Source organism: Bartonella sp. AD24XZML, from assembly GCF_042196485.1.
In the GTDB taxonomy this organism is placed as follows: domain Bacteria; phylum Pseudomonadota; class Alphaproteobacteria; order Rhizobiales; family Rhizobiaceae; genus Bartonella.
On the sequence record NZ_JBHIQH010000074.1, the window covers coordinates 1 to 26,046 of the forward strand.

The window sequence follows — 26,046 nt, forward strand, 5'->3', positions numbered from 1 at the left end:
CTTCGTTTTGCTATTCGTGAAGGTGGTCGTACTGTTGGTGCCGGTATCGTCTCTAAGATCATTGAATAAATAATGCTTGTTAAAGGGGTGTTAAAAGTGTTTTAGTTTTGAGAGTTAGGGGTATAGCTCAGTTGGTAGAGCGGCGGTCTCCAAAACCGCAGGTCGCAGGTTCAAGTCCTGCTGCCCCTGCCAAAGGGAGATTTTACATATAAGGGAGTGGATTTTGCTGCCTTTTTTGCTTTTTTTGATATGGGGCTTGTTTTTTTGTGTGTGAAACGGTATTGAATAGAAAGTAAGGAAATTGCATAAGTGTGAAAATTGGCTTTTGCATTTTTTCCTGTTTATTTTGTTCTATAAAGCACAATAGGACTATAAAGCACAATAGGACTAGAGAGAGTATAGTGTGACGATGGCATCTAAAACCAATCCGATTACCTTTTTGAAGCAGGTTTATGCAGAAACAATTAAAGTGAAATGGCCTACACGTCGTGAGACGGTTATTTCTACTATTATGGTTTTGTTGGTAACTGCATTGGCTTCAGCTTTCTTTTTTATTGTGGATCAGGTTATGCATTTTGGTGTTTGGCGGGTTATTGATCTTCTGAAATATCTTTTTAGTTGAGAATGTAAGGAAGTGTGACTGTGGCAGCTCGTTGGTATATTGTTCAGGCATATTCAAATTTTGAAAAGAAAGTAGCGGAAGCTATTGATAAGGAGGCAAAGCAAAAGGGACTTGATCATCTTTTTGAAAGGATTTTTGTTCCAACAGAGCGTGTTGTAGAGGTTCGTCGTGGACGCAAAGTTGATACTGAGCGAAAATTTTTTCCTGGTTATGTTCTTGTTCGTGCTGAGTTAACAGATGAAGTTTATCATCTTATTAAGAATACGCCTAAAGTGACAGGTTTTTTAGGATCGGATGCGCGTCCTGTTCCTATTTCTGATCGAGAGGTTGAGCAAATTCTCAAACAAGTTCAGGAAAGGGTTGAGTCTCCAAAGTCCTCTGTATTGTTTGAGGTTGGAGAGCAAGTTCGCGTTGCTGATGGACCTTTTGTTTCGTTTAATGGAATTGTTCAAGAGGTTGAAGAAGAGCGCTCTCGTCTTAAGGTTGAAGTGCTTATTTTTGGGCGTCCTACGCCTGTTGATTTGGAATTTGGTCAGGTTGAAAAACTCTGATTAAACTTAGAGTAATTTTAATTACTTTAAGGAAGGAGTGGGAGGTGATTTATAGCTTTTGTCGGCTTAATGATCCGAACCACGTGACTGCAAGCGGGTAACAGGCAAGATGAATTGTCAGTATACCAGTGAAATTAAAGGCAGATTGTTATGGCAAAAAAAAGTATAGGTCAGCTTAAGTTGCAGGTTCCTGCGGGAGCTGCTACTCCATCTCCACCGATTGGTCCAGCTCTTGGGCAGCGTGGTATTAATATCATGGAATTTTGTAAGGCGTTTAATGCTGCGACACAAGAAATGGAAAAGGGGGCACCGATTCCAGTTGTTATTACGTATTACCAAGATAAATCTTTCACATTTTCTCTCAAGACGCCTCCTGTATCATTCTTTTTAAAGAAGGAAGCAAACCTGAAATCTGGCTCAAAAGAGCCTGGTAAAGTGTCTGTAGGAAGCATTTCTCGCGATAAAATTCGTTCGATTGCGGAATCAAAGATGAAAGATCTTAATGCGAATGACATTGAGGCAGCAATGCGTATGGTTGAAGGTTCTGCTCGCTCGATGGGCTTGGAAGTGGTGGGCTAATATTATGGCAAAAGTAGCAAAAAGAATAAAAAATATCCGAAAAGATATTGATTTTAATGAACTTTACGCTTTAAAAGATGCCGTTTCAATGGTTAAGGAGCGTGCTATTGCTAAGTTTGATGAAACAATCGAAATTTCAATGAACTTGGGTGTTGATCCTCGTCATGCTGATCAAATGGTTCGAGGCGTTGCTCATTTGCCTAATGGAACAGGTAGAAATATTCGTGTTGCCGTTTTTGCTCGTGGGGATAAGGCTGAGGAAGCTAAGGCGGCAGGAGCTGATATTGTGGGTGCCGAAGATTTATTTGAAAGCGTTAATAGAGGGACTATAGATTTTGATCGTTGTATTGCAACGCCAGACATGATGCCTCTTGTTGGTCGTCTTGGTAAGATTCTTGGTCCACGGAGTTTGATGCCGAATCCGAAAGTTGGTACTGTAACACTTGATGTCGCCGGTGCTGTCAAAGCTTCTAAAGGTGGTGCTGTTGAGTTTCGTGTGGAAAAAGCTGGTATTGTGCATGCTGGTATTGGTAAGGCTTCTTTTGGTGTTGAAAAAATCGTAGAAAATATAAAAGCCTTTGCAAGTGCAGTTATTAAAGCCAAACCGCAAGGTGCAAAAGGTGAGTATATTAGGCGCGTTGCTGTTTCGTCGACTATGGGAATTGGTGTTAAAGTTGATCCAGCAACGGTTCGTTCAGAGCTAGTATAAGCTGATTTATAATTTTGTTTTGGGGTATGGGAATATCAAAATTGTATTTAAAATGCTGATTTTGATCAGCTCGCTATCTAAGCTTTATAGGGCTTAGGTTGTACCGGGAGAAATTCCGGAATATCCTGTCCGAGATTGTAGGTGATGCTTTTAAGTATCTTAATCAAAAAAACCTGCATGAGACTGGGGTAAAAACTGAGAGTTAAAAGACTTAAAGGGTTTGAGCCAAGGTTGCCTTTGAACGCTGTGCGTGAAAAAGGGGACAGGATCCTCATCGGTGACATGAAGTATTTTATGTTATCAAAGGTAACCAACAGATTTGTTTTAAGCAAATCTGTTAAATGGAGAGAGACAGTGAATAGAGCGGAAAAACGCGAATTTGTTACATGGCTTAACGAGGCTTTTCGGAAGTCTGGTTCTGTTGTTGTTGCACATTATTCCGGTCTGACAGTTTCACAGATGAATGATCTGCGTTCGAAAATGGGTGAAGCTGGCGGTGCCGTTAAGGTCGCCAAAAACCGTCTTGCTAAAATCGCTCTTCAGGGCACGGAATCTGAATCGATAGTGGGTTTGTTTACTGGACAAACACTTATTGCTTATTCAGAAGATCCAATCACAGCACCGAAAGTTGCTGTTGATTTTGCGAAAAGCAATGACAAATTTGTCATACTTGGCGGTTCAATGGGTGCAACAAGTTTAACTGTAGATGCTGTGAAGTCATTGGCTTCATTGCCTTCATTAAACGAGTTGCGTGCAAAGCTTGTGGGTATGATTTCTACCCCTGCGACCCGTATTGCACAGGTTGTTAATGCCCCTGCTGGTCAGGTTGCACGTGTCATTGGAGCATATGCTCAGGAGGATAAGGCGGCTTAAGGCTGTTTGTATTCACGTTTATGGAAGAGCTTTAATGCTTTTCTGTTTTTTTGAATAAGATTTAATAATGGTTCAAATCTTTTAATTGAAGGAATTTTAAAATGGCTGATCTAGAGAAGATCGTAGAAGACCTTTCTAATCTAACCCTTTTGGAAGCCGCTGAGCTTTCTAAGTTACTTGAAGAAAAGTGGGGAGTTTCGGCTGCTGCTCCTGTAGCTGTCGCTGCTGTTGCTGGTGCTGCTGCTCCAGCTGCTGAAGAAAAAACAGAATTTGATGTTATTCTTGTTGAAGGTGGCGCACAAAAAATTAATGTTATTAAGGAAGTTCGTGCTCTTACTGGACTTGGTCTTAAAGAAGCTAAAGATCTGGTTGAAGGTGCACCTAAGCCTATTAAAGAGGCTGCTTCTAAAGAAGAAGCAGAAAAAATTAAATCTCAACTTGAAGCTGCCGGTGCTAAGGTGGAACTTAAGTAAATTTAATTTTATCGGCGGGCATTTATGTTCGCCGATTTTCTTTCTCTTAATAAAAAGAGGGAAAATAATGAGTAAAAAACCTTTTCCCAATGGTTTCGTAACAGGAATGGGATAGGTTTGGATTACTTACCCCTTCATCATAGAGTCAAAGAGATAAATGGCTTATGTTGGTGGGGAAAGTTAATGATGCTCATTATTGAGTGTCAAGTGAACTGGTCTGCATATGCAGGTTAATGGTATAAGGCTTTCAAGGTTGGTCTACCTTGAAGAGTAAAGATCAAGGAGCGACGATGGCTCAGACTCACGCAATGATGTCTCAATTCAATGGTCGTAAGCGCGTACGGAAATTTTTTGGTAAGATTCCTGAAGTAGCAGAAATGCCGAATCTTATTGAAGTTCAAAAAGCCTCATACGATCAATTTCTCATGGTTGAGGAACCGAAAGGTGGACGACCAGATGAAGGTTTGCAAGCTGTTTTTAAATCGGTTTTTCCTATTTCAGATTTTTCCGGTACAGCTATGCTTGAGTTTGTAGGTTATGAATTTGATTTACCAAAATTTGATGTTGAAGAGTGCCGTCAACGTGATTTAACTTATGCTGCCCCATTAAAGGTCATATTGCGTTTGATTGTTTTTGATGTTGATGAGGATACTGGCTCCAAAGATATCAAAGACATTAAAGAGCAAGGCGTTTATATGGGCGATATGCCTTTAATGACGACGAATGGTACCTTTATTGTTAATGGTACGGAGCGTGTTATTGTTTCTCAGATGCATCGTTCTCCTGGTGTCTTTTTTGACCATGATAAAGGAAAGTCCCATTCATCAGGAAAGCTTCTTTTTGCTGCTCGTGTTATTCCGTATCGAGGTTCTTGGCTTGATATTGAGTTTGATGCTAAGGACATCATTTATGCGCGTATTGATCGACGGCGCAAGATTCCTGTTACTAGTCTTTTGATGGCATTAGGTATGGATGCGTCGGATATTTTATCGACGTTTTATGATAAAGTGACTTATGAGCGTGATGGAGAAGGATGGCGAGTTCCATATTCTGTGGATCGCTTTAAAGGAATGAAGCTCATTTCTGACCTTATAGATGCAGATAGTGGTGAAGTCGTTGCGGAGGCTGGTAAAAAATTAACAGTTCGTACTGCGAAGTCTTTGGTAGAAAAAGGACTTAAAGCGGTTAAAGTTAGTGAAGATGATTTATTAGGTTGTTATCTAGCCGAAGATATCGTCAATTACGAAACAGGTGAAATCTACCTTGAAGCTGGTGATGAAATTGACGAAAAAGTATTAAAAATTCTGCTCGATGTTAGTGCTGATCAAGTCAATATTCTTGATATTGATCACATGAATATTGGCGCTTACATCCGCAATACTTTGAAGGTGGATAAAAATGAAAGTCGGCAGGATGCGTTATTTGATATTTACCGGGTGATGCGTCCAGGTGAACCTCCAACAATCGATACAGCAGAAGCAATGTTTCATTCATTGTTTTTTGATCCAGAGCGTTATGATCTTTCAGCTGTCGGGCGTGTTAAGATGAATTTACGTATGGATCTTGATTGTCCAGACACAGTTCGCATTTTACGCCAAGAGGATATTCTTGCTGTTGTTAAGATGTTGGTCGAATTGCGTGATGGACGTGGTGAAATTGATGATATTGATAATCTTGGCAACCGTCGCGTTCGTTCCGTCGGGGAGTTGATGGAAAATCAATATCGCATTGGTCTTCTTCGTATGGAGCGTGCGATAAAAGAGCGTATGTCATCGGTTGAAATTGATACAGTTATGCCACAGGATTTGATCAATGCAAAGCCTGCGGCAGCAGCGGTCCGTGAATTTTTTGGGTCTTCACAATTGTCTCAGTTTATGGATCAAACCAATCCATTGTCAGAAATTACCCATAAGCGTCGTCTTTCTGCTCTTGGTCCAGGTGGTTTGACTCGTGAACGTGCGGGTTTTGAAGTCCGTGACGTACATCCTACGCATTATGGTCGTATTTGTCCGATTGAAACACCAGAAGGCCCCAATATTGGTCTGATTAACTCCTTAGCAACATTTGCGCGAGTTAACAAATATGGCTTTATTGAAAGCCCATATCGAAAAATTATTGATGGGAAAGTCACAAAAGAAGTTATTTATCTTTCAGCGATGGAAGAAGCAAAGCATTATGTCGCTCAGGCTAATTCTTCATTAGATAACGAAGGTCGTTTTATAGAAGAATTTGTTGTTTGCCGTCATGCTGGTGAAGTTTTAATGGCGCCGCGTGATCATGTTGATTTGATGGATGTTTCACCAAAACAGTTGGTTTCAGTTGCAGCAGCGCTTATTCCTTTTTTGGAAAATGATGATGCGAATCGTGCGCTTATGGGATCGAACATGCAGCGTCAAGCAGTTCCTCTTGTACGCGCTGAAGCGCCATTTGTTGGGACGGGAATGGAATCTATTGTTGCGCGCGATTCAGGAGCTGCTGTGAGTGCAAAACGTAGTGGTGTTGTTGATCAAGTCGATGCTACCCGTATTGTTATCCGTGCAACAGAAGATTTAGATCCTTCAAAATCAGGCGTTGATATTTACCGCTTACAGAAATTTCAGCGTTCTAATCAGTCCACTTGTATTAATCAGCGTCCTCTTGTACATGTCGGTGATAGGGTAGAGAAAGGTGATATCATTGCAGATGGTCCATCCACGGATCTTGGTGATTTGGCTCTTGGGCGGAATGTTCTCGTAGCCTTTATGCCTTGGAATGGATACAATTATGAAGATTCTATTTTGTTATCCGAGCGCATTGTTGCTGATGATGTGTTTACTTCAATTCATATTGAGGAATTTGAAGTTGCGGCACGCGATACAAAACTTGGACCTGAGGAAATTACGCGCGACATTCCTAATGTTGCGGAAGAAGCGTTAAGAAATCTTGATGAAGCTGGCATTATTTATATTGGTGCTGAAGTTCAACCAGGTGATATTTTAGTTGGAAAGATTACCCCGAAAGGTGAAAGTCCCATGACGCCGGAAGAAAAGCTTCTGCGTGCAATTTTTGGGGAAAAGGCATCCGATGTTCGTGATACTTCTATGCGTATGCCTCCTGGGACTTTTGGTACTGTTGTTGAGGTTCGCGTTTTTAATCGCCATGGTGTGGAAAAAGATGAACGTGCGATGGCAATTGAGCGTGAAGAAATTGAGCGTTTAGCAAAAGACCGTGATGATGAACAGTCTATTCTTGATCGCAATGTTTATGCGCGCCTCACCGATATGTTGACAGGTAAAGTTGCTGTAGAAGGTCCGAGAGGCTTCTCGGGTAGTAAAAAGCTTGATAGTACAGTAATGGGGCATTATCCACGATCCCAGTGGTGGCAATTTGCTGTTGAGGATGAAAAGCTTCAAAATGAAATTGAAGCTTTGCGCAAGCAATATGATGAATCAAAAGAAGCATTACAACGTCGCTTTATGGATAAGGTTGAAAAGGTCCAAAGAGGTGATGAAATGCCTCCTGGTGTCATGAAAATGGTGAAGGTTTTTGTGGCTGTGAAGCGCAAAATCCAACCAGGTGACAAGATGGCGGGACGTCACGGGAATAAGGGTGTTGTTTCACGTATTCTTCCCGTAGAAGATATGCCATTTCTTGAAGATGGGACCCATGCTGATATCGTCTTGAATCCGCTTGGTGTGCCTAGTCGTATGAATGTTGGACAAATTCTTGAAACGCATCTTGGTTGGGCATGTGCGGGGATGGGCAAGAAGATTGGTGCTTTGTTAGAGTTATACCAAGAGACTGGGGATATATTGCCGTTACGTCAGCGTATTGAAAATCTTATGCCTGATGATAATCATAATGAACCAGTTCGTCAGTATGATAATGAAAGCCTTTACAAATTGGCATTGCAGATGAAGAAAGGGATTTCAATTGCAACGCCTGTTTTTGATGGAGCACATGAGTCTGATATTAACATGATGCTGGAAGACGCAGGCTTAGATAGTTCAGGGCAGGTTACGCTTTATGATGGTCGTACTGGGGAGCCCTTTGATCGTCCAGTAACGGTGGGATATATTTACATGTTGAAATTGCATCACCTTGTTGATGATAAGATTCATGCACGTTCTATTGGTCCCTATTCACTTGTTACGCAGCAGCCATTAGGAGGTAAGGCACAATTTGGTGGGCAGCGTTTTGGTGAAATGGAGGTTTGGGCACTTGAAGCGTATGGTGCTGCATACACTTTGCAGGAGATGCTAACGGTAAAATCAGATGATGTGGCTGGTCGAACAAAAGTCTATGAGGCAATTGTGCGTGGTGATGATACATTTGAGGCAGGTATACCCGAAAGCTTTAATGTGTTGGTAAAAGAAATGCGCTCACTTGCTCTTAATGTGGAGCTTGATGATGCGCGTGAACTTATTGCACAGCGGGCATTGTCTGATACGGCAGAATAATAATTCAAGGAGCGCACTAGAAAAAGGCTGCGCTTTTATTGCTTTAAGAGGCTCAATAACCTTATTAAGGCTATACAGGTCGTTTTTAAAAGTAAATGTATTTTAAAGAAGATCTGTTATAAAATAAATGAGATATTACAACAGGTTCTAAGAATCTTTGAAGGAGAACAGCATGAACCACGAGGTCATGAATCTTTTCAATCCTCAAGCGCCAGCGCAGACATTTGACTCTATTCGTATTTCTATTGCGAGTCCTGAGAAAATTTTGTCCTGGTCGTATGGTGAGATTAAGAAGCCTGAGACTATTAATTATCGGACTTTTAAACCAGAACGTGATGGTCTTTTTTGTGCACGTATATTTGGCCCTATTAAGGACTATGAATGTCTATGTGGCAAATATAAACGCATGAAGTATAAGGGCATTATTTGTGAAAAATGTGGTGTAGAGGTTACTCTTTCCCGCGTACGTCGTGAGCGTATGGGGCATATTGAACTTGCGGCACCCGTTGCGCATATATGGTTTCTTAAATCATTACCAGGTCGTATTTCTACACTTTTAGATTTAACTTTAAAAGATATTGAACGGGTTCTTTATTTTGAGAATTATATTGTAACCGAACCAGGGTTAACATCTCTTAAGCTCCATCAGCTTCTTTCTGAAGAAGAATATATGCTTGCTATTGATGAATTTGGAGAAGATCAGTTTACAGCTATGATTGGCGCTGAAGCTATTTACGAGCTTTTAGCTAGTATGGAGTTAGATAAAATCGCTAATGATTTGCGTCTTGAATTAGCTGAAACAACTTCAGAGTTAAAGCAGAAAAAATTGATTAAACGACTTAAAATCGTTGAAAATTTTCTTGAATCTGGAAATAAGCCAGAGTGGATGATTATGAAAACAATTCCGGTTATTCCACCGGATTTGCGTCCATTGGTTCCGCTTGATGGTGGGCGTTTTGCGACATCAGATCTGAATGATCTTTATCGGCGTGTTATTAATCGTAATAACCGCTTGAAACGGCTGATTGAATTGCGTGCTCCTGGAATTATCGTACGCAATGAAAAGCGTATGGTACAAGAAGCTGTTGATGCATTGTTTGATAATGGACGGCGTGGGCGTGTGATTACTGGAGCCAATAAACGTCCTCTTAAGTCTTTATCAGATATGTTGAAGGGCAAGCAAGGACGTTTTCGTCAGAACTTACTTGGGAAGCGTGTTGATTACTCGGGGCGTTCTGTTATCGTGACGGGTCCTGAATTAAAATTGCATCAATGTGGTCTTCCCAAAAAAATGGCTCTTGAATTATTTAAGCCTTTTATTTATGCGCGGCTTGATGCAAAAGGCTATTCATCAACGGTAAAGCAGGCAAAGAAGATTGTTGAAAAAGAACATCCAGAAGTTTGGGATATCTTGGATGAGGTTATTCGTGAACACCCTGTTTTACTCAACCGTGCACCAACATTGCACCGTTTGGGGATTCAGGCTTTTGAACCTATCTTAATTGAAGGCAAAGCTATTCAACTTCATCCACTGGTGTGTACTGCTTTTAATGCAGATTTTGATGGTGATCAGATGGCGGTTCACGTGCCGCTTTCTCTTGAAGCACAGCTTGAAGCCCGTGTTTTGATGATGTCCACCAATAATATTCTTCATCCGGCCAATGGTGCTCCCATTATTGTTCCCTCACAGGATATGGTTCTTGGTCTTTATTATCTTTCAATTGTTTCTGAAAAAGAACCAGGTGAAGGAATGGCCTTTTCTGATATAGGTGAGCTTCATTATGCCTTGGAAAATAAGGTTATAACGCTTCATACGAAGATTAAAGGCCGTGTTAAGAATATGGGGAAGGATGGAAAAGAAGTCTCTAAACTTTATGATACGACGCCTGGTCGTTTGATTATCGGTGAGCTTTTGCCAAGAAGTGCGGATATCTCATTTGATATTGTCAATCAAGAGATGACGAAAAAGAACATTTCTAAAATGATTGATCATGTTTATCGGCACTGTGGACAAAAAGAGACGGTTATTTTTTGTGACCGTATTATGCAGCTTGGCTTTTCTTATGCTTGTCGTGCAGGAATTTCCTTCGGTAAGGACGATATGGTTATTCCTGATAGTAAGTCGCGTTTAGTCGCAGAAACAGAAGCTTTGGCTAAGGAGTACGAACAGCAATATAATGATGGTTTGATTACACAAGGTGAAAAATACAATAAGGTTGTAGATGCTTGGGGTAAATGTACAGATCGCGTCGCAGATGAAATGATGAAACGTATTCAAGCCGTCGATTTTGATCCTAAAACAGGTCGTCAACGGCCGATGAATTCTATCTATATGATGTCGCACTCTGGTGCTCGTGGTTCTGCTAACCAGATGAGACAATTGGCCGGTATGCGTGGATTAATGGCAAAACCATCGGGTGAAATTATTGAAACACCCATTATTTCCAATTTTAAAGAAGGTCTAACTGTTAATGAATACTTCAATTCCACGCATGGTGCACGTAAAGGACTTGCTGATACTGCGTTAAAGACGGCAAACTCTGGTTATTTAACACGGCGTCTTGTTGATGTTGCACAGGATGCTATTATTTCAGCAGTTGATTGTGGTACCGCAAAAGGGCTTACCATGCAGCCGATTGTTGATGCAGGACAAATTGTTGCCTCCCTTGGGCAAAGAATTCTTGGTCGTACAGCGCTTGTTGATATTCTACATCCTGTCTCTGGAGAGGTTATCCTTGAAGGTGGAGCAATGATTGAGGAAGCTGATGTCGCGAAGATTGAAGCAGCTGGGATTCAATCTGTTCAAATTCGTTCTGCATTAACATGTGAAACACGTCTTGGTGTTTGTGCAAAATGCTATGGTCGTGATTTGGCGCGTGGAACACCTGTTAATCAGGGAGAAGCCGTTGGTGTTATTGCTGCTCAATCCATTGGTGAGCCGGGAACACAGCTTACTATGCGTACTTTCCACTTAGGAGGAACTGCGCAGGTTGTTGATTCATCGTATTTAGAGGCTTCTTATGAAGGTAAGGTGGAGATTCGTAATCGTAATGTGGTTCGTAATTCTGAAGGACATTTGGTTGTGATGGGGCGTAATATGGCTATCCTTATCAAAGATGAGTTAGGAAAAGAGCGCGTTGTACATCGTGTTAGCTATGGTGCTCATATTTTTGTTGATGATGGTGATGTGGTTAAACGTGGCCAACGTATAGCAGAATGGGATCCTTATACACGTCCAATTTTAACGGAAGTTGAAGGCTATGTGGGTTTTGAAGATATGATTGATGGTTTATCTGTCACTGAAACAGCTGATGAATCTACGGGTATTACGAAGCGTTTGGTGATTGATTGGCGCGCTAATCCACGTGGTGCGGATCTTAAACCAGCTATTATTATTCACACGGATAAAGAAGGTGAATCCATTGCTAAATTGTATAAGGGAGGTGAAGCTCGTTATATGATGTCAGTGGAAACTATTCTTTCTGTTGAGCTTGGTGCTCATGTTAAGGCTGGTGATGTTATTGCTCGTTTGCCAATGGAAAGTGCCAAGACGAAAGATATTACGGGTGGTCTTCCTCGTGTGGCTGAGCTTTTTGAAGCGCGTCGTCCAAAGGATCATGCGATTATTGCTGAAGTTAGTGGTACAATTCGATTTGGCCGTGGTTATAAGAATAAACGTCGTATCATTATTGAACCAAATGATGAAACTCTTGAGGCAGTAGAATACTTGATTCCAAAAGGTAAGTTGTTCCACTTCCAAGAAGGCGATCAAATTGAAAAGGGAGATTATATCCTTGATGGTAATCCAGCACCTCATGACATCTTGGCGATTAAGGGGGTTGAAGCTTTGGCATCTTATCTTGTTAATGAGATTCAGGAGGTTTATCGTTTGCAGGGAGTTCTTATTAATGATAAGCACATTGAAGTGATTGTTCGTCAAATGTTGCAAAAAGTTGAAATTACTGAATCTGGAGATTCTGGTTATATTCCAGGTGATAATGTTGATCGTATTGAACTTGATGAAATCAATGATAATTTGATTGCAGAAGGGAAGAAACCTGCATCTGGTAATCCCATTCTTCTTGGAATTACAAAAGCTTCTCTTCAAACACCTTCTTTCATTTCGGCGGCATCGTTTCAGGAAACAACACGTGTTCTTACTGAAGCAGCAGTTTCTGGTAAAATTGATACTTTGCAAGGACTTAAAGAGAACGTTATTGTCGGTCGTCTTATTCCAGCAGGTACGGGTGGTACAATTTCTCAAATTCGTCGTATTGCTGCAGTTCGTGATGATTTGATTGTAGATGAGCAGCGTAAGTCTAGTAATAACGAAGTGGCTAAGGCTATGTTGACAAATATGACAACCGGAGCCGTTGCTGAATAATTTAAATACAACACCACATAATATAAAAACGTCTGAATAGAAAGTTCAGACGTTTTTTATTTCGAAATGCAGAAGTTGTATATTTTCTTGAAAAATATCAAAAATTATAAGGCGATAGTTATTTTAAACATCTTTAGTAGCTTATTGTTTTGTAATGATGCTTATCTTTTTTGTTACTTCATTTTAAAGTTTTCTTATTTCTGAAGGCAGTATAGAAAGTTTTTCCCAAGTATGTGAAACTCAAAAATCATATTCAAGGAAAAGAGTTGATTATCTACAAATCAAATAATGATTGATTTTAAACTTTAGGAAAATTTTTGATTGATATCTTCTATAAAGATTTAAAAGGACTTATAATGAAAGATCAATAGTCTTTCTGTAATCTAAAAATAATTGATTCTCTACTATACAATGTTTGTGAATGTATTTTCTTCTAAATTAGAATGCAGAAAAGTAGAGATTAAGGTGCTCACTAAGTTTTATAAAAAATAGACATATTTCTTATAACAATGTGATCTATGCAGACAGAATAATAAAATGTACGAATATTATTCAATTGGAAAATTAACACGTGAATTTTCAATAATAGCTCGAACTTTGCTATGAAGAAGAGGGACTTCTTATCCCTTTTCGGTGTGGAAGTACACGGCTTTATACATAAACGGATCGTCATAAGTTAAAACAAATCCTGTATGCTAACAGAGTAAAATTTTCGTTGTCTGAAATATCTGATATGTTGACAATGGTTGGAAAACCACCTGATGATGAGAAAAAGCTTAAGAAATTAATTGCAGGAATTCATAAAAAACGAACTGATTTAAAGCAGATGCAGCATGATGTTGATGATCTTCTACAGGATTTAGAACGAATTGAAGAGAGTTTTTTTGAGAGCTTAGCGGAGTTGGGGGTTAGTCATTGATTATAAATTTATTTTGTCTTCTTTTAGACAAATTTCTTTCTCTTAAAAGAGATAGATTATACTATCTCTAAGGGGAATATTTACCACTGCGTGAAATGTGTAAGTCATTTAAAGAAATAGAGTGTTTGAAAAAGCTGCAAAGGTATTTTCGCAGTATATTATCCTTGATAAGAAAAAACTATTTTTCATAAAGAAAGTAAAAACAATGACAGTTTCTCCTATGAGTGTTTTTCAATCTATTTTGTCACGAAAGTCAATTCGCGCTTTTACTGATCAGCCAGTTAGTTTGGAAACAATCAAAGAAATCTTAAAACTTGCAGCACGTGCACCATCTGGAACAAATATTCAGCCATGGCAAGTAATTGTGCTTACAGGAAGTGTATTACAGAAAGTAGGGCAAGAGCTTTCACAACTTGTGCTTTCAGGTGTAAAAGGAGAGCGTGAATATAGTTATTATCCACGTCAGTGGCGTGAGCCTTATATTTCAAGGCGTCGAAAAGTTGGTTTGGATCTTTATCAGAGTCTTGGAATTCAAAAAGATGATGAAGAAAAAGTACTTCATCAAAAGGCGCGAAATTTTTTATTTTTTGATGCACCTGTAGGACTCTTATTTACAATGGATCACGACATGGAAATGGGGAGTTGGCTTGATTTGGGTATGTTTATGCAGACCATTATGTTAGCTGCACGTGGATTTGGATTAGATACCTGTCCTCAAGCTGCTTTTGCTGATTATCATAAACAGATTCGTACGCTTTTATCTATTCCTTCTGATCGCCATATTATCTGTGGTATGGCACTTGGTTATCGCGATATGAGTGCTCCAGAAAACAATTTTGAGACAGAACGAGAATCGTTAGAAAAATTTGTACGTTTCATTGAAACATATCCATAAAATATTTTATAAAATTAAGCATACGTTTTGAAGAACTTAGTGCATTATGAAAAATATTTCCGATAAGATTTCTCATCCTTATTGAATTTTAATATTGCATATTAACACTTATTTTACTACGCTTGAAACATTAGGAGTTGTGACTCTAGGGGCATTGTCCGTTTTAAAGGTTGGCTAATGGAAAACACTATAGAAAGAAAGTGTTGGGTGGTAGCAAGACGAGCGACATTCGTGTTTATTGTTGTCATTTTTTTAGTTTATCTCGCAATTTGATTTTAAACGGAAGAAACGTTATGAAAAAGCATATATGCTCAAGCTCTATAGTTTAAGGTGATACGTGTTTCTATCTGTTTTTGAACTTTTTAAAATTGGGATTGGTCCTTCTAGCTCACATACGATGGGACCAATGACAGCTGCTAATATGTTTTTGCAAAAGATAGGAGATTTTTCTCAGTCGTCTGATGTTCAAGTTTCTCGTATACGTGTTTATCTTTATGGTTCTTTAGCTTTCACGGGTATTGGTCATGCAACAGATAGAGCTATCATATTAGGACTTTTAGGAGAAAAAGCTTCTACTGTTGATCCTGATAGCATGGGGTTTCTATTAGAAAAAGTTATACGTGAAAAAAAAGTGCAACCAGTAGATCATCCCGCTTATCAGTTTGATGTGCAACGTGATCTTATTTTTGAACGAAAGCAAATCCTCCCTGGACATACAAATGGACTAGCCTTTGAAGGACTTGATACTGATGGGAATGTTCTGTTGCGGCAGATTTATTATTCTATCGGTGGTGGCTTTGTTGTGACTGAGGATGAATTAAGCCATATGAATGATAATATACAACCAGAAGCATTTGAGGTACCATATCCATTCGATTCTGCTTGTACAATGTTATCAATGGCAGAAAAATCAGGATTTTCAATTGCTGAAATGAAGCGCTTAAATGAAGAAACAAAGATAGAGCGTTCTTCTCTTGATGTAGGGCTTGATGAAATTTTTTCAGCGATGACAAATTGCATTGATAGAGGTCTTTCACAAGAAGGTGAGTTGCCTGGTGGATTGCGTGTTCTAAGGCGCGCTAAAAAGCTGCATGAAACGCTTTTGGAAAAACAAAAGAAAAATTACAATTATCCACTTTGGGCAAATGATTGGCTTTCGGTATATGCTATAGCAGTCAATGAGGAAAATGCAGCAGGTGGTCGTGTTGTTACAGCACCAACAAATGGAGCAGCCGGTGTCGTCCCTGCCGTTTTGCGTTATTATCTTCAATTTAATGATAATTCAGATCGAGAGGGAATACATAACTTTCTATTAACGGCAGCAGCTATAGGCGGTGTTATCAAACATAATGCCTCTATTTCTGGTGCAGAAGTTGGGTGTCAAGGTGAAGTTGGAACGGCATCTTCAATGGCCGCAGCAGGGTTGACCGCAGCGTTAGGTGGAACACCAGCTCAAATTGAAAATGCGGCAGAAATTGCGCTTGAACATCATTTGGGAATGACATGTGATCCTGTTGCAGGTCTTGTACAAGTTCCTTGTATTGAGCGTAATGCAATGGGAGCTGTTAAGGCGGTAACAGCTTCTTCTCTTGCATTATATGGTAATGGAGATCATTTTGTTTCTCTTGATGCTTGTATAGAAACAATGCGCCAGACTGGTCATGATATGAGTGAACGTTATAAAGAGACAAGTAAAGGTGGTCTTGCAGTCAATGTGATATCTTGTTAAGAGCTGGAACATTTTTCAATCCATAACTGGACTTTTGGGAGAGAGATCGTATTTCCTGATAAAGCTTATGTTTTTTTCAGCGTTTATGTTGTATGGGGAGCGTTATTAAGAGGAACTTTCTTTATTGAACTTTTACAATAATCCCATCAAATGATAAGCTTTCATCTAATGAAGCTATTCATTTTTTCCAGAAAGATATCAAGGATAATTTTTTATATTAAATCCAAAAGTGGAAAAATATTGGGTATTTTTATGTCCTTAACAATGTTTTTATTGAAAGCTGTCAGAAAAATTCAACAATTTAAGAAAAAAATATGTTTATCAAAGGGTTTTCTAAGGCTGTAGATAATGGTTAATAATAAAATAATTTTTTAGAGAAATTAAATATTTGTTGCTCCTAAACGGATTTTAATAGGCACATTACCAGTTTGGCTCGCAACGCGTAAATGAATGCGTACAGGAGGCATTATGAGACGACGGTTGCGTATTGTTTGGCAAATGAGAAGGTGAACAAGAGATTGTGTATCTAATGCAGTCGAATTATATTTTAAACCAGTAAGTTTTGCGGCAGCATCGTGAAGAGAACGCAATGAAAGGAGGGATGATTGCTTCAATAAAATTTCTTTTTTATGGAATGAAGCAAAAGCATTATCTGTCATAATACTATCCTTAACGCAGAATTTAAAAATTTTTAGTAGGCTACAGTATAGCAGTTAAAATTTGCTTTCTTTAATGTAGAGCAAGCATCAAATGCAGCTTTTTTTGATTGAAACCCTGTAAAGCGCGCTCGGTAATAACGCCGCCCATTTTTTTCAAACAGTTGCATGTGTGAAGATGCGTGTTTTAAAATAGAAAAAGCTATATTTTTTGCTTTTAAAAGTAGAGTTTTTGCTTGTTCTTCACTAGGAAGAGAACCAATCTGGATAGCCCATCCGGCATTTTCGGACAAAGAGACTGTTACAATTTTATGAGTCTCAGCCGGTATAGTTTTTTGAGGATTCGGTATTGGTATAATTACCTTATTTACAGCCGTTATTGCGATATTGGAGTTTTTAGGTTGCTCTGCAAATGCTGTCAACATAGTCGAAATTTCATCGTCAAAATTACTTGAATCAGCTTTAATGGTGGGTATAGGAGTATTGGCGCCAGTGGGTAAGTGATAGCGTACAGAAGCCATTAAACGTTCATCACTTTTCATTTGGCTTGCTTTGGGCAAATATTGATTCAATAAGCTAGCCATATGCTCGTCACGCGCAGTAGATGATTTACCTCCCATAACAACAGCGACAACAGAGCGCCCCTCAAGACGCATCGAAGTTGCTAAATTAGAACCTGACATTTGTGTGTAGCCTGTTTTAATTCCATCGACACCTTTCATTATTTTAACAAGTTTATTGTGGCTGTTAATTTTATGTCCACGGAAATTAAAACTTTTTGTTTTGAACAATTTATATTGTTTGGGAAAATGTTTACGTAAAGCTAATGACAAAGTCGCTATATCTCGTGCTGTAGAATAATTGTGCACATCCGGAAGTCCTGAAGCATTTGAAAAATGTGTATGTTTCATGCCAAGTTTACGAGCTTTTACTGTCATCATTTGAGCGAATTTTTTTTCACTACCTCCAAGATATTCTGCAATGGCAGCAGCAACATCATTTGCGGATCTTGTAATGAGTGCTTTAGCTGCTGATTCAGCAGAAATTGTTTGGCCTGCTTTAAATCCAATTTTTGTCGGTGGACGCATTGCTGCATAATGTGAAACAGGAATTGGTGTATTTGGTGTCACACGACGCATCTGCATAGCTTCAAAGAGTAAGTACAATGTCATCATTTTTGTTAAAGAAGCAGGATAACGTTTCAGTGTTGCATTGGCTTGAAATAGAGTTTTTCCCGTAGTAGCATCTATAACAATAGCCGCATACTTATCAGGATAGGCCCCTTGAGGTGTGGCTGATGCCCAACAGTAAGAAAAAGCTAACATAACAAAAGAAATTGCTATTGTTTTACAGTAGCGCATAATTTTTTGATAATTAATATACACTTGCAGTATCCTATTTCTCCATTTATCCTGAAAAACTTCTATAAAGCTTCCTTTTCTGTAATTTGTTGATGCAGTTTAGACGAATGGTATTACTAATTTGTTTACAGAAGTTATTTTATGAGTGAGTGATTGAAGTCTAACCATAGAGGGAGATTTTTTTCTAATACAAACAGGTATTGCAATAGTTATGAAAGAATTTAAAATTAATAAAAAATGTGCTGCATGGAAAACGATAATGGGACAGACGCTCATAATAAACTCTATAGCTCATATTATGCATAATGAAAAGGGCAAGAATTGGGATGAAGGTAGGCATGGTGCGGTTATAATGCCTAAGGCTAGAGAAAAACTCGAAAAACCTAAATTATGTCGAGTTTTTTTGCTTAATGATGATTACACACCTATGGATTTTGTTGTTTTCGTTTTGAAGAACTTTTTTAAAAAAAGTTTCGAAGAGGCAACGCGGATAATGTTAAATGTTCATCACAATGGGATAGGAGAATGTGGGACTTATACTTATGAAGTCGCTGAAATGAAAATATTACAAGTGAGGGAATGTGCGCGTCAAAATGAACATCCGTTACAATGTGTAATGGAATGGAAGTGAGGAGTTATGCCATCTTTTACACCTAGTCTTGAAGAGGTTTTGCATCGTGCATTAACAATTGCTACTCAAGCACGGCATGAATATGCAACACTAGAGCATCTTCTACTTGCGCTGTTAGACGATGCCGATGCAAATTCCGTTATTCAGGCTTGCCAAGTAGATGTGGAGGAATTGCGAGAGCGCTTAACCAATTATCTTCGCTCAGAGTTAGATGAACAGATTAGAGCTGATGAGGATACAAAGCCTACAGCTTTTTTCCAGCGTGTTATCCAACGTGCGGTGATTCATGCACAATCAGCTGGAAAAGATGAAGTATCGGGGGCAAATGTTCTTGTTGCAATTTTTTCTGAACGTGAAAGCCATGCAGCATATTTTCTTCAAGAGATGGGAATGACACGCTATGATGCTGTACGTTTTATTTCACAGGGTGTCACGCGTGATGATGGGTTATCCATGTTACTTGAAGGACTTGAAGAGCAATTAGATCAGCAGATTTCGGATAATGGTGAAAGAGGAACAAGTGCTTTAACGAATTATTGTGTTGATCTCAATTGTAAAGCTCGTAATGGAAAAATTGATTTATTAATTGGCCGTGAAATAGAAATTTCACGCATGATTCATATTTTATGTCGAAGGTCAAAAAACAATCCGCTTTTGGTTGGTGATCCTGGAGTAGGGAAAACCGCTATAATTGAGGGATTGGCAAAGCGCATTGTTGATGGGCAAGTGCCTGAAGTTTTATCAAATGCAACAATATTTTCTCTTGACATGGGGGGACTTGTTGCAGGTACACGTTATCGCGGTGATTTTGAAGAACGCTTAAAGCAAGTTATTAAAGAGTTTGAGCTGTATCCAGATGCTATTTTATTTATTGATGAAATTCATACCTTAATTGGAGCAGGAGCAACATTAGGGGGAAATATGGATGCAGCAAATCTTTTAAAACCTGTGTTATCTTCTGGAACTATGCGATGTATTGGTTCGACGACTTACAGAGAATATCGCAAATTCTTTGAACAAGATCGTGCTTTAGAGCGTCGTTTTCAGAAGATTGATATTAATGAACCTTCTGTTACAGATGCGATTAAGATTTTGCAGGGGATGAAGCCTTACTTTGAAGATTTTCATCAGATTAAATATACAGATCAGGCGATGAAGGCATCTGTAGAATTATCTTCACGTTATATAATTGACCGTAGGTTACCTGACAAAGCAATTGATATTATTGATGAAAGTGGCGCAGCGCAAAAGCTTTTGCCACAAAAACAACGCAAGAAGAGTATAGGTGTTAAAGAAATTGAAGCGACTGTTGCTACAATTGCAAGAATTCCACCAAAAACAGTTTCCCGGAATGATCAGAAGATACTGAGTAAGCTTGAAAGAGAACTCAAACATGTTGTTTATGGTCAAGATCAGGCAATTTCCGTCTTAGTTTCATCCATAAAATTGGCGCGAGCAGGTTTACGCGAACCGGATAAACCAATAGGAAGTTATTTATTTTCAGGACCAACAGGTGTAGGAAAAACTGAAGTTGCAAAACAGCTTGCATCATCTTTAGGCATTGAATTATTGCGTTTTGATATGTCAGAATATATGGAACGGCATACGATAGCACGTTTAATCGGAGCACCTCCAGGTTATATAGGGTTTGATCAAGGAGGTCTCCTTACAGATGCCGTTGATCAGAAACCTCACGCAGTTCTATTGCTAGATGAGATTGAGAAAGCGCACCCAGAGTTATTTAATATTTTATTGCAGGTAATGGATTATGGTAGATTAACAGACCATAATGGTAAGAAAATTGATTTCCGCAATGTTATTTTGATTATGACAACCAATGCTGGTGCTTCAGATATGGCAAAATCAGCTATTGGATTTGGGAAAGTACATCGTGATGGTGAGGATATAGAAGCAATCAATCGGTTATTTACACCAGAATTTCGTAATCGGTTAGATGCAATTATTCCGTTTGCACCTTTATCTCATTTAATCATCAATCAGATAGTGCAAAAATTTATTTTTCAGCTTGAAGCACAATTAGCTGATCGGGGAATTTGTTTTGAATTAAGCCCTTCTGCAACTTTATGGCTTTCTAATAAAGGATATGATTCTCAGATGGGAGCACGCCCATTAGGGCGTGTTATACAGGAATATATTAAAAAGCCATTAGCTGATGAAATTTTATTTGGAAAGTTACGCAATGGTGGTACCGTTCGCGTATTGACACAAAAATCAAATGGTAAAAAAGAAAGCTTACAGTTAGAAATTTCATCTTCCGATATATCTGTAAGTTCAAAGAAAAGTAAAATGGAAAACTTTACAAAAAAACGTGTAGGAAAAAAAAGAACAACAACTTAAGAGTGTGTTATAAAGCTGCACGGATTTTTTTTGCATTCTCTTCAAGTATTTCTGGAGGCGTTATCATATCATTATGAGGGGTAAGCTCTATTCCCTCCATACGTGGTATAATATGAAAATGAAGGTGATAGACGGTTTGTTGACTAGCTGCTTCATTAAATTGCATGACAGTTATGCCATCTGCTTGAAAGGCTTTTTTGACAGCATTTGCAATTTTTTGAACAGCTTTAATAACAGGAAATAATGTTTCAGGATCTGCATCAAGTAAGTTTCTAGAGCCTTTTTTAGGAATGACCAGCGTATGACCTGGTGCCTGTGGCATGATATCCATAAATCCAATAACATCATCATCTTCGTAGACACGAACAGAAGGGATTTCATTGCGAATCAATTTAGCAAAAATATTGTTATTGTTATAAGCTTGTTTCATACAAATATTTCCTTTTATCGTAAGTTTAAGATTCTAATTTAAAAACGAAAAAATGCAAGGTTTATCAGAGTGTAAGACAAAGAAGTATTTTGACTTCAGTTATATTTAGGATAATGCACTGTCTTAATGAAGGTTTAGATTTCTATGATGGCTTCAACTTCTACAGGAACATCCATAGGGAGAGAGGCAACACCAATAGCAGAACGGGCGTGTTTTCCAATTTCACCAAGGATATTGACGAATAAATTAGAAGCTCCATTGGCAACAGAAGGAATATCGGTAAAATGAGAATCTACAGCCACAAAAACAGTAATTTTGACCACACGTTTTATTTTATTTAAGTCACCCAGAGTTGCCTTGAGTTGCGCGAGAATATTGAGAGCGCAAGCTTCAGATGCTTTTTGGGCTTGTTCGGTATTCACAGTTGCACCAACTTTACCGATGGCTATTGGTTTTCCATTAATAAGAGGGAGTTGTCCAGAAATAAAGAGTTGATTGCCACTTTGTGAAGTGGTGATGTAATTGGCAAGGGGGGAGATTACTTCAGGAAGAGTGATTCCGAATTTTTCTAAGTTTTTTTCAATCATATTGGTCATAATTTTAACTCCATAGCTGCTCTATAATATATTCATTGCATAATCTATTTTTTGATTTAAGAAAATGTGTGGTTAATTGAGAAATTAGCCTTTTTTGCCTTATTGTATGATGTTATGCAACGGGGATAAAGTTCGGAAGTTGGGAATGATTAGATCATTATTTATAATAATTTTATATATTGTTTTTTTATGTACCGCGAGAGCTGAAGAGTCCATTTTTATTGTGCCTCATCGAGCAATTTATGATTTTCATCTCGATAGTGTTTCTCATGAAATGATAATTTCTGCGATGTCAGGACGAATGGTTTACGAGCTTACTGGTTCGGCATGCCAAGGCTATAGCACACGTTTTCGTTTCATTAGCCGTGTTCACATTGAAGATATGCCAGTACGTTTGACGGATCAACAGACGACGAGTTATGAAACAGGAGACAGCCGTACATTTCGTTTTAATATTACAGATCAAGAGGGAGAAGAGGTTGTGCATCGTGCCGAGGGGGTTGCGGAGCGTACGCAAGATGGTATTACAGTTACCTTAAAAAAGCCAAAGGAAAAAGAGTATAAGCTTGCAATGGCTGAATTTCCAATGATGCAACTAAAAAATATTATCCGCCATGCAAAAGCAGGAGATCATTTTTACAATGTTACTGTATTTGATGGGACAAATAAAGCAGATAAAGTTATAAAAGAAAGTATCGTCATAGGGGAAAAGAAGACGCTTTTATCTGATAGCGAAACGGAAAAAGTAAGAAAATTGGATGAAGAAGAATATTGGCCTGTTACAATTTCTTATTTTGATGATGGAGAAAATAAAGATGGTTTGCCGGTTTATCGTAGCAGTTTTCTCTTACATGAGAATGGTGTCATGCGTGATCTTCATATAGATTATGGAACTTTTTCAGTGCGTGCAAAATTGAACAGTCTTGAATTCTTGGAACTTGGAAAAGATCTTAATCAATGTGAAAATGCAAATATTAAATGATTAAAGAAAATAACTTGAAAAAGAATCAAATATTAGTATGTTTGCGCTATTCCACACGCGGAATCTGGGTGTTTGCAAATGATCTGTGAGAAACTTCTAGCAAGCATCCGCCGGTAGCAGGTCTTCCTGCTTTTTCCGCGGAGGTTGAACCGGAAAGGATAAGATTTATGGCACTACCCGATTTTACTATGCACCAGCTTTTAGAAGCCGGTGTGCATTTTGGTCACCAGACTCATCGCTGGAATCCCAAAATGACTCCCTATATTTATGGTCAGCGTAATAATATCCATATTATTGACCTTGCTCAGACCGTTCCACTTTTACACCAAGCGCTTAAACTTGTTTCAGATACTGTAGCGCGTGGTGGTCGTATTCTCTTTGTTGGTACGAAACGGCAAGCATCTGACATTATCGCAGATGCGGCGAATCGTTCCGCTCAGTATTACGTTAATGCACGTTGGCTTGGCGGCATGCTCACAAACTGGAAAACGATTTCCAATTCGATCCATCGTTTGCGGAAGCTTGATAAAATTCTTGCTGCTGAAGCGCAAGGCTTTACTAAAAAGGAACGTTTAAATCTTGAACGTGATCGTGAAAAGCTTAATCGTGCGCTTGGTGGTATTAAAGATATGGGTTCTGTTCCAGATCTTATCTTTGTTATCGATATGAATAAAGAAAATATTGCACTCCAAGAAGCAAAACGTTTAGGTATTCCAGTGATTGCTATTATTGATACCAATTGTGATCCCGATGACGTAACACATCCAATACCAGGTAATGACGATGCTTCACGTGCAATTTCTCTTTATTGCGATCTTTTTGCCCGTGCTGCTCTTGATGGTATTGCACGCCAGCAAGGAGCAATGGGTATCGATTTAGGAGCTCAAGTTGATGCACCTGTGGAGCCTATTTTGGAAGAAAATACAGTTTCAGAAGTTTCTGAATAATATAAAATGCCTAATTAAGGTACTTTTATTGTCTAAAGAAGAAGTTATAGGCGTGCAGAGGGATTTTGCACGCTTTCACTGTTACAAAATAAAGAGGCAAATATGAGCATTACTGCTGCACAAGTAAAAGAACTTCGAGAACTATCTGGCGCTGGTATGATGGACTGTAAAGTCGCCTTAGCAGAGACCAATGGTGATATGGAAGCTGCTGTTGATTGGCTTCGTAAAAAAGGGATAGCTAAAGCAGATAAAAAGGCTGGTCGTACAGCAGCTGAGGGATTAATCGGAGTCGTATCAAAAGATTCACATGCAGTTTTGGTTGAGATTAATTCTGAAACAGATTTTGTTGCACGCAATGATGGATTCCAAGACATCGTGCGTAAAGTAGCAACTGCTGCCTTAGATACGCCAGGGGATGTTGAATCTGTTTCTGTTTCTCTTTATCCAGGTTCTGAGAAGACTGTAGAGCTTACGATTAAAGATGCAATTGGTACAATTGGCGAAAATATGACATTTCGTCGTTCCGCTAAATTGTCCGTTGAGAATGGTGTTGTTGCGACTTATATACACAATAGTGTGGCTGATGGGCTTGGAAAACTTGGTGTTTTGGTTGCGATTGAAACAACAGGAAATAAAGAGGCTGCTCTTGCTTTTGGTCGGCAGGTCGCGATGCATATTGCGGCAATCAATCCATTAGCACTTACAGCACAAGATGTTGATGCTTCTGCTGTTGAACGTGAAAAAGCAATTTTTTCAGATCAAGCACGTCAGTCTGGAAAACCTGAAAATATCATTGAAAAAATGGTAGAAGGGCGTATGCGTAAGTTTTTTGAAGAGGTTGTTTTGCTTTCTCAAGCTTTTGTTATGAATCCTGATATAACTGTTGAGGCTGCTTTAAAGGATGCTGAGAAATCAATTGGTGCTCCAGCAAAAATTACAGGCTTTATTCGTTTTGCATTAGGTGAAGGTGTGGAAAAAGAGGAGTCTGATTTTGCAGCAGAGGTTGCTGCTGCTGTAAAAGGCTAGTTATTGCAAACTCTTGATCAGAGATTTAAAGTCATATCATTGGTTGTAGAATCTCTGAGGGGAAAAATGTAATTGTTGAGAGGGCGTCACGTGAAAAAAGTGGTGCCCTTCGTGATGTCAAAAGCAAAAGTAAATGGGCTTTTGGGGAGATTATTAATGGCATTAGCACTTCCGTATAAACGTATTCTTTTAAAGGCTTCTGGTGAAGCTCTTATGGGAGGGCAGAATTTTGGCATTGATGTTTCTGTTGTAGACCGTATTGCCGCTGATATTGCAGAAGTGCGCACAATGGGGATAGAAGTTGCGGTTGTTATCGGTGGGGGAAATATTTTTCGTGGCGTTGCTGTTGCTTCGCATGGTGGGGACCGAGTGACAGGTGATCATATGGGAATGCTTGCAACTGCTATTAACTCTTTAGCATTGCGAACATCTTTGACAAAATTAGGGGTTGAAACTGTTGTACTCTCTGCGATTGCTATGCCACAAATTTGTGAAAGTTTCTCGCAACGTAAAGCAATAGCTTATATGAATCAGGGAAAAGTTGTTATTTTTGCAGGTGGTACAGGAAATCCATTTTTTACCACTGATTCTGCTGCTACTTTACGTGCAGCAGAAATTGGTGCGGATGTCCTTCTTAAAGGAACACAAGTTGATGGTATTTATTCAGCAGATCCCAAAATAGACCCTACGGCTAAGCGTTTTGACCAATTAACACATGTTGAAGTTTTGCAATGGGGATTATCTGTTATGGATTCAACGGCGGTCACTTTAGCACGTGAGAACAATGTACCGATTATTGTGTACTCCATTCATGAAAAAGGCGGTTTGGCTAAGGTCTTGAATGGAACAGGACGCTTTACAATAGTATCGGAATAAGGGTAAGCTT

Annotated in this window: 21 protein-coding genes, 1 tRNA gene and 1 pseudogene; 19 read left to right on the plus strand and 4 right to left on the minus strand. The window is 39.0% G+C overall.

The window, feature by feature from the left end:
* From ACFIMX_RS06730 to ACFIMX_RS06790, 13 genes and pseudogenes are all read left to right on the plus strand, one after another.
* Positions 1-69, plus strand: a pseudogene (locus ACFIMX_RS06730) (elongation factor Tu); the annotation flags it as partial.
* A gap of 47 nt (positions 70-116) precedes the next feature.
* A tRNA-Trp gene (locus ACFIMX_RS06735) sits at positions 117-192 on the plus strand.
* 217 nt (positions 193-409) lie between these two features.
* On the plus strand, positions 410-622 hold the full coding sequence (secE, locus tag ACFIMX_RS06740) for a preprotein translocase subunit SecE (protein ID WP_273790652.1): 213 nt from the start codon (positions 410-412) through the stop codon (positions 620-622).
* A gap of 20 nt (positions 623-642) precedes the next feature.
* Positions 643-1,173, plus strand: coding sequence for a transcription termination/antitermination protein NusG (nusG, locus tag ACFIMX_RS06745; RefSeq protein WP_375618385.1), 531 nt, complete (start codon positions 643-645; stop codon positions 1,171-1,173).
* Positions 1,174-1,323: 150 nt separating this feature from the next.
* Positions 1,324-1,752 carry a 50S ribosomal protein L11 gene (gene rplK / locus ACFIMX_RS06750; RefSeq protein WP_273723157.1) on the plus strand — a complete coding sequence of 143 codons (429 nt, stop codon included), beginning with the start codon at positions 1,324-1,326 and terminating at the stop codon, positions 1,750-1,752.
* A 4-nt stretch (positions 1,753-1,756) separates the two neighbouring features.
* A complete protein-coding gene (rplA, locus tag ACFIMX_RS06755) occupies positions 1,757-2,461 on the plus strand; it encodes a 50S ribosomal protein L1 (RefSeq protein WP_375618384.1) in 705 nt (234 codons plus the stop codon).
* A gap of 354 nt (positions 2,462-2,815) precedes the next feature.
* Entirely contained in the window at positions 2,816-3,334 is a 519-nt protein-coding gene (gene rplJ / locus ACFIMX_RS06760) for a 50S ribosomal protein L10 (RefSeq protein WP_012755027.1), read from the plus strand.
* A 101-nt stretch (positions 3,335-3,435) separates the two neighbouring features.
* Positions 3,436-3,807: a 50S ribosomal protein L7/L12 gene (gene rplL, locus ACFIMX_RS06765; protein WP_273790654.1), complete on the plus strand. Its 372-nt coding sequence runs from the start codon at positions 3,436-3,438 to the stop codon at positions 3,805-3,807.
* A 290-nt stretch (positions 3,808-4,097) separates the two neighbouring features.
* Positions 4,098-8,246 carry a DNA-directed RNA polymerase subunit beta gene (rpoB, locus tag ACFIMX_RS06770; protein WP_375618383.1) on the plus strand — a complete coding sequence of 1,383 codons (4,149 nt, stop codon included), beginning with the start codon at positions 4,098-4,100 and terminating at the stop codon, positions 8,244-8,246.
* A 172-nt stretch (positions 8,247-8,418) separates the two neighbouring features.
* A complete protein-coding gene (gene rpoC / locus ACFIMX_RS06775; protein WP_375618382.1) occupies positions 8,419-12,630 on the plus strand; it encodes a DNA-directed RNA polymerase subunit beta' in 4,212 nt (1,403 codons plus the stop codon).
* Positions 12,631-13,345: 715 nt separating this feature from the next.
* Positions 13,346-13,549, plus strand: coding sequence for a hypothetical protein (locus ACFIMX_RS06780; protein WP_375618381.1), 204 nt, complete (start codon positions 13,346-13,348; stop codon positions 13,547-13,549).
* 205 nt (positions 13,550-13,754) lie between these two features.
* Positions 13,755-14,444: a nitroreductase gene (locus ACFIMX_RS06785; protein ID WP_375618388.1), complete on the plus strand. Its 690-nt coding sequence runs from the start codon at positions 13,755-13,757 to the stop codon at positions 14,442-14,444.
* A gap of 337 nt (positions 14,445-14,781) precedes the next feature.
* Positions 14,782-16,173, plus strand: coding sequence for an L-serine ammonia-lyase (locus ACFIMX_RS06790; protein WP_375618380.1), 1,392 nt, complete (start codon positions 14,782-14,784; stop codon positions 16,171-16,173).
* 380 nt (positions 16,174-16,553) lie between these two features.
* Here ACFIMX_RS06790 and ACFIMX_RS06795 read toward each other — a convergent pair whose 3' ends face one another.
* Together ACFIMX_RS06795 and ACFIMX_RS06800 are read right to left on the minus strand one after the other, a co-directional pair.
* The gene (locus tag ACFIMX_RS06795; protein ID WP_375618379.1) at positions 16,554-16,832 is read right to left on the minus strand and encodes a hypothetical protein; all 279 of its coding nucleotides are present in this window, start codon (positions 16,830-16,832) and stop codon (positions 16,554-16,556) included.
* A 32-nt stretch (positions 16,833-16,864) separates the two neighbouring features.
* On the minus strand, positions 16,865-18,214 hold the full coding sequence (locus tag ACFIMX_RS06800) for a D-alanyl-D-alanine carboxypeptidase (protein WP_375618378.1): 1,350 nt from the start codon (positions 18,212-18,214) through the stop codon (positions 16,865-16,867).
* A gap of 235 nt (positions 18,215-18,449) precedes the next feature.
* On the opposite strand from ACFIMX_RS06800, the gene clpS reads away from it, so the two are divergent.
* Together clpS and clpA are read left to right on the plus strand one after the other, a co-directional pair.
* Complete coding sequence (clpS, locus tag ACFIMX_RS06805) at positions 18,450-18,821, plus strand: ATP-dependent Clp protease adapter ClpS (protein ID WP_273790742.1); 372 nt, start codon at positions 18,450-18,452, stop codon at positions 18,819-18,821.
* 6 nt (positions 18,822-18,827) lie between these two features.
* On the plus strand, positions 18,828-21,179 hold the full coding sequence (clpA, locus tag ACFIMX_RS06810) for an ATP-dependent Clp protease ATP-binding subunit ClpA (RefSeq protein ID WP_375639744.1): 2,352 nt from the start codon (positions 18,828-18,830) through the stop codon (positions 21,177-21,179).
* A gap of 7 nt (positions 21,180-21,186) precedes the next feature.
* On the opposite strand, the gene ACFIMX_RS06815 is transcribed toward clpA, so the two are convergent.
* The gene (locus ACFIMX_RS06815; RefSeq protein ID WP_375618376.1) at positions 21,187-21,609 is read right to left on the minus strand and encodes an HIT family protein; all 423 of its coding nucleotides are present in this window, start codon (positions 21,607-21,609) and stop codon (positions 21,187-21,189) included.
* A 134-nt stretch (positions 21,610-21,743) separates the two neighbouring features.
* Positions 21,744-22,205, minus strand: a complete 462-nt coding sequence (locus tag ACFIMX_RS06820) for a RidA family protein (protein ID WP_375618375.1) — start codon at positions 22,203-22,205, stop codon at positions 21,744-21,746.
* Between the two features lie 145 nt (positions 22,206-22,350).
* Here ACFIMX_RS06820 and ACFIMX_RS06825 point away from each other — a divergent pair, with 145 nt between their 5' ends.
* The 4 genes from ACFIMX_RS06825 (at position 22,351) to pyrH (ending at position 26,036) form a co-directional block, all read left to right on the plus strand.
* Complete coding sequence (locus ACFIMX_RS06825) at positions 22,351-23,187, plus strand: cell envelope integrity EipB family protein (protein ID WP_375639746.1); 837 nt, start codon at positions 22,351-22,353, stop codon at positions 23,185-23,187.
* Between the two features lie 167 nt (positions 23,188-23,354).
* Positions 23,355-24,134, plus strand: a complete 780-nt coding sequence (gene rpsB / locus ACFIMX_RS06830; RefSeq protein WP_375639747.1) for a 30S ribosomal protein S2 — start codon at positions 23,355-23,357, stop codon at positions 24,132-24,134.
* A gap of 102 nt (positions 24,135-24,236) precedes the next feature.
* Positions 24,237-25,160 (plus strand): translation elongation factor Ts, encoded by a 924-nt coding sequence (tsf, locus tag ACFIMX_RS06835; protein WP_375639748.1) that lies wholly within the window; start codon positions 24,237-24,239, stop codon positions 25,158-25,160.
* A gap of 156 nt (positions 25,161-25,316) precedes the next feature.
* Complete coding sequence (pyrH, locus tag ACFIMX_RS06840) at positions 25,317-26,036, plus strand: UMP kinase (protein WP_273790666.1); 720 nt, start codon at positions 25,317-25,319, stop codon at positions 26,034-26,036.
* Positions 26,037-26,046: the final 10 nt, after the last annotated feature.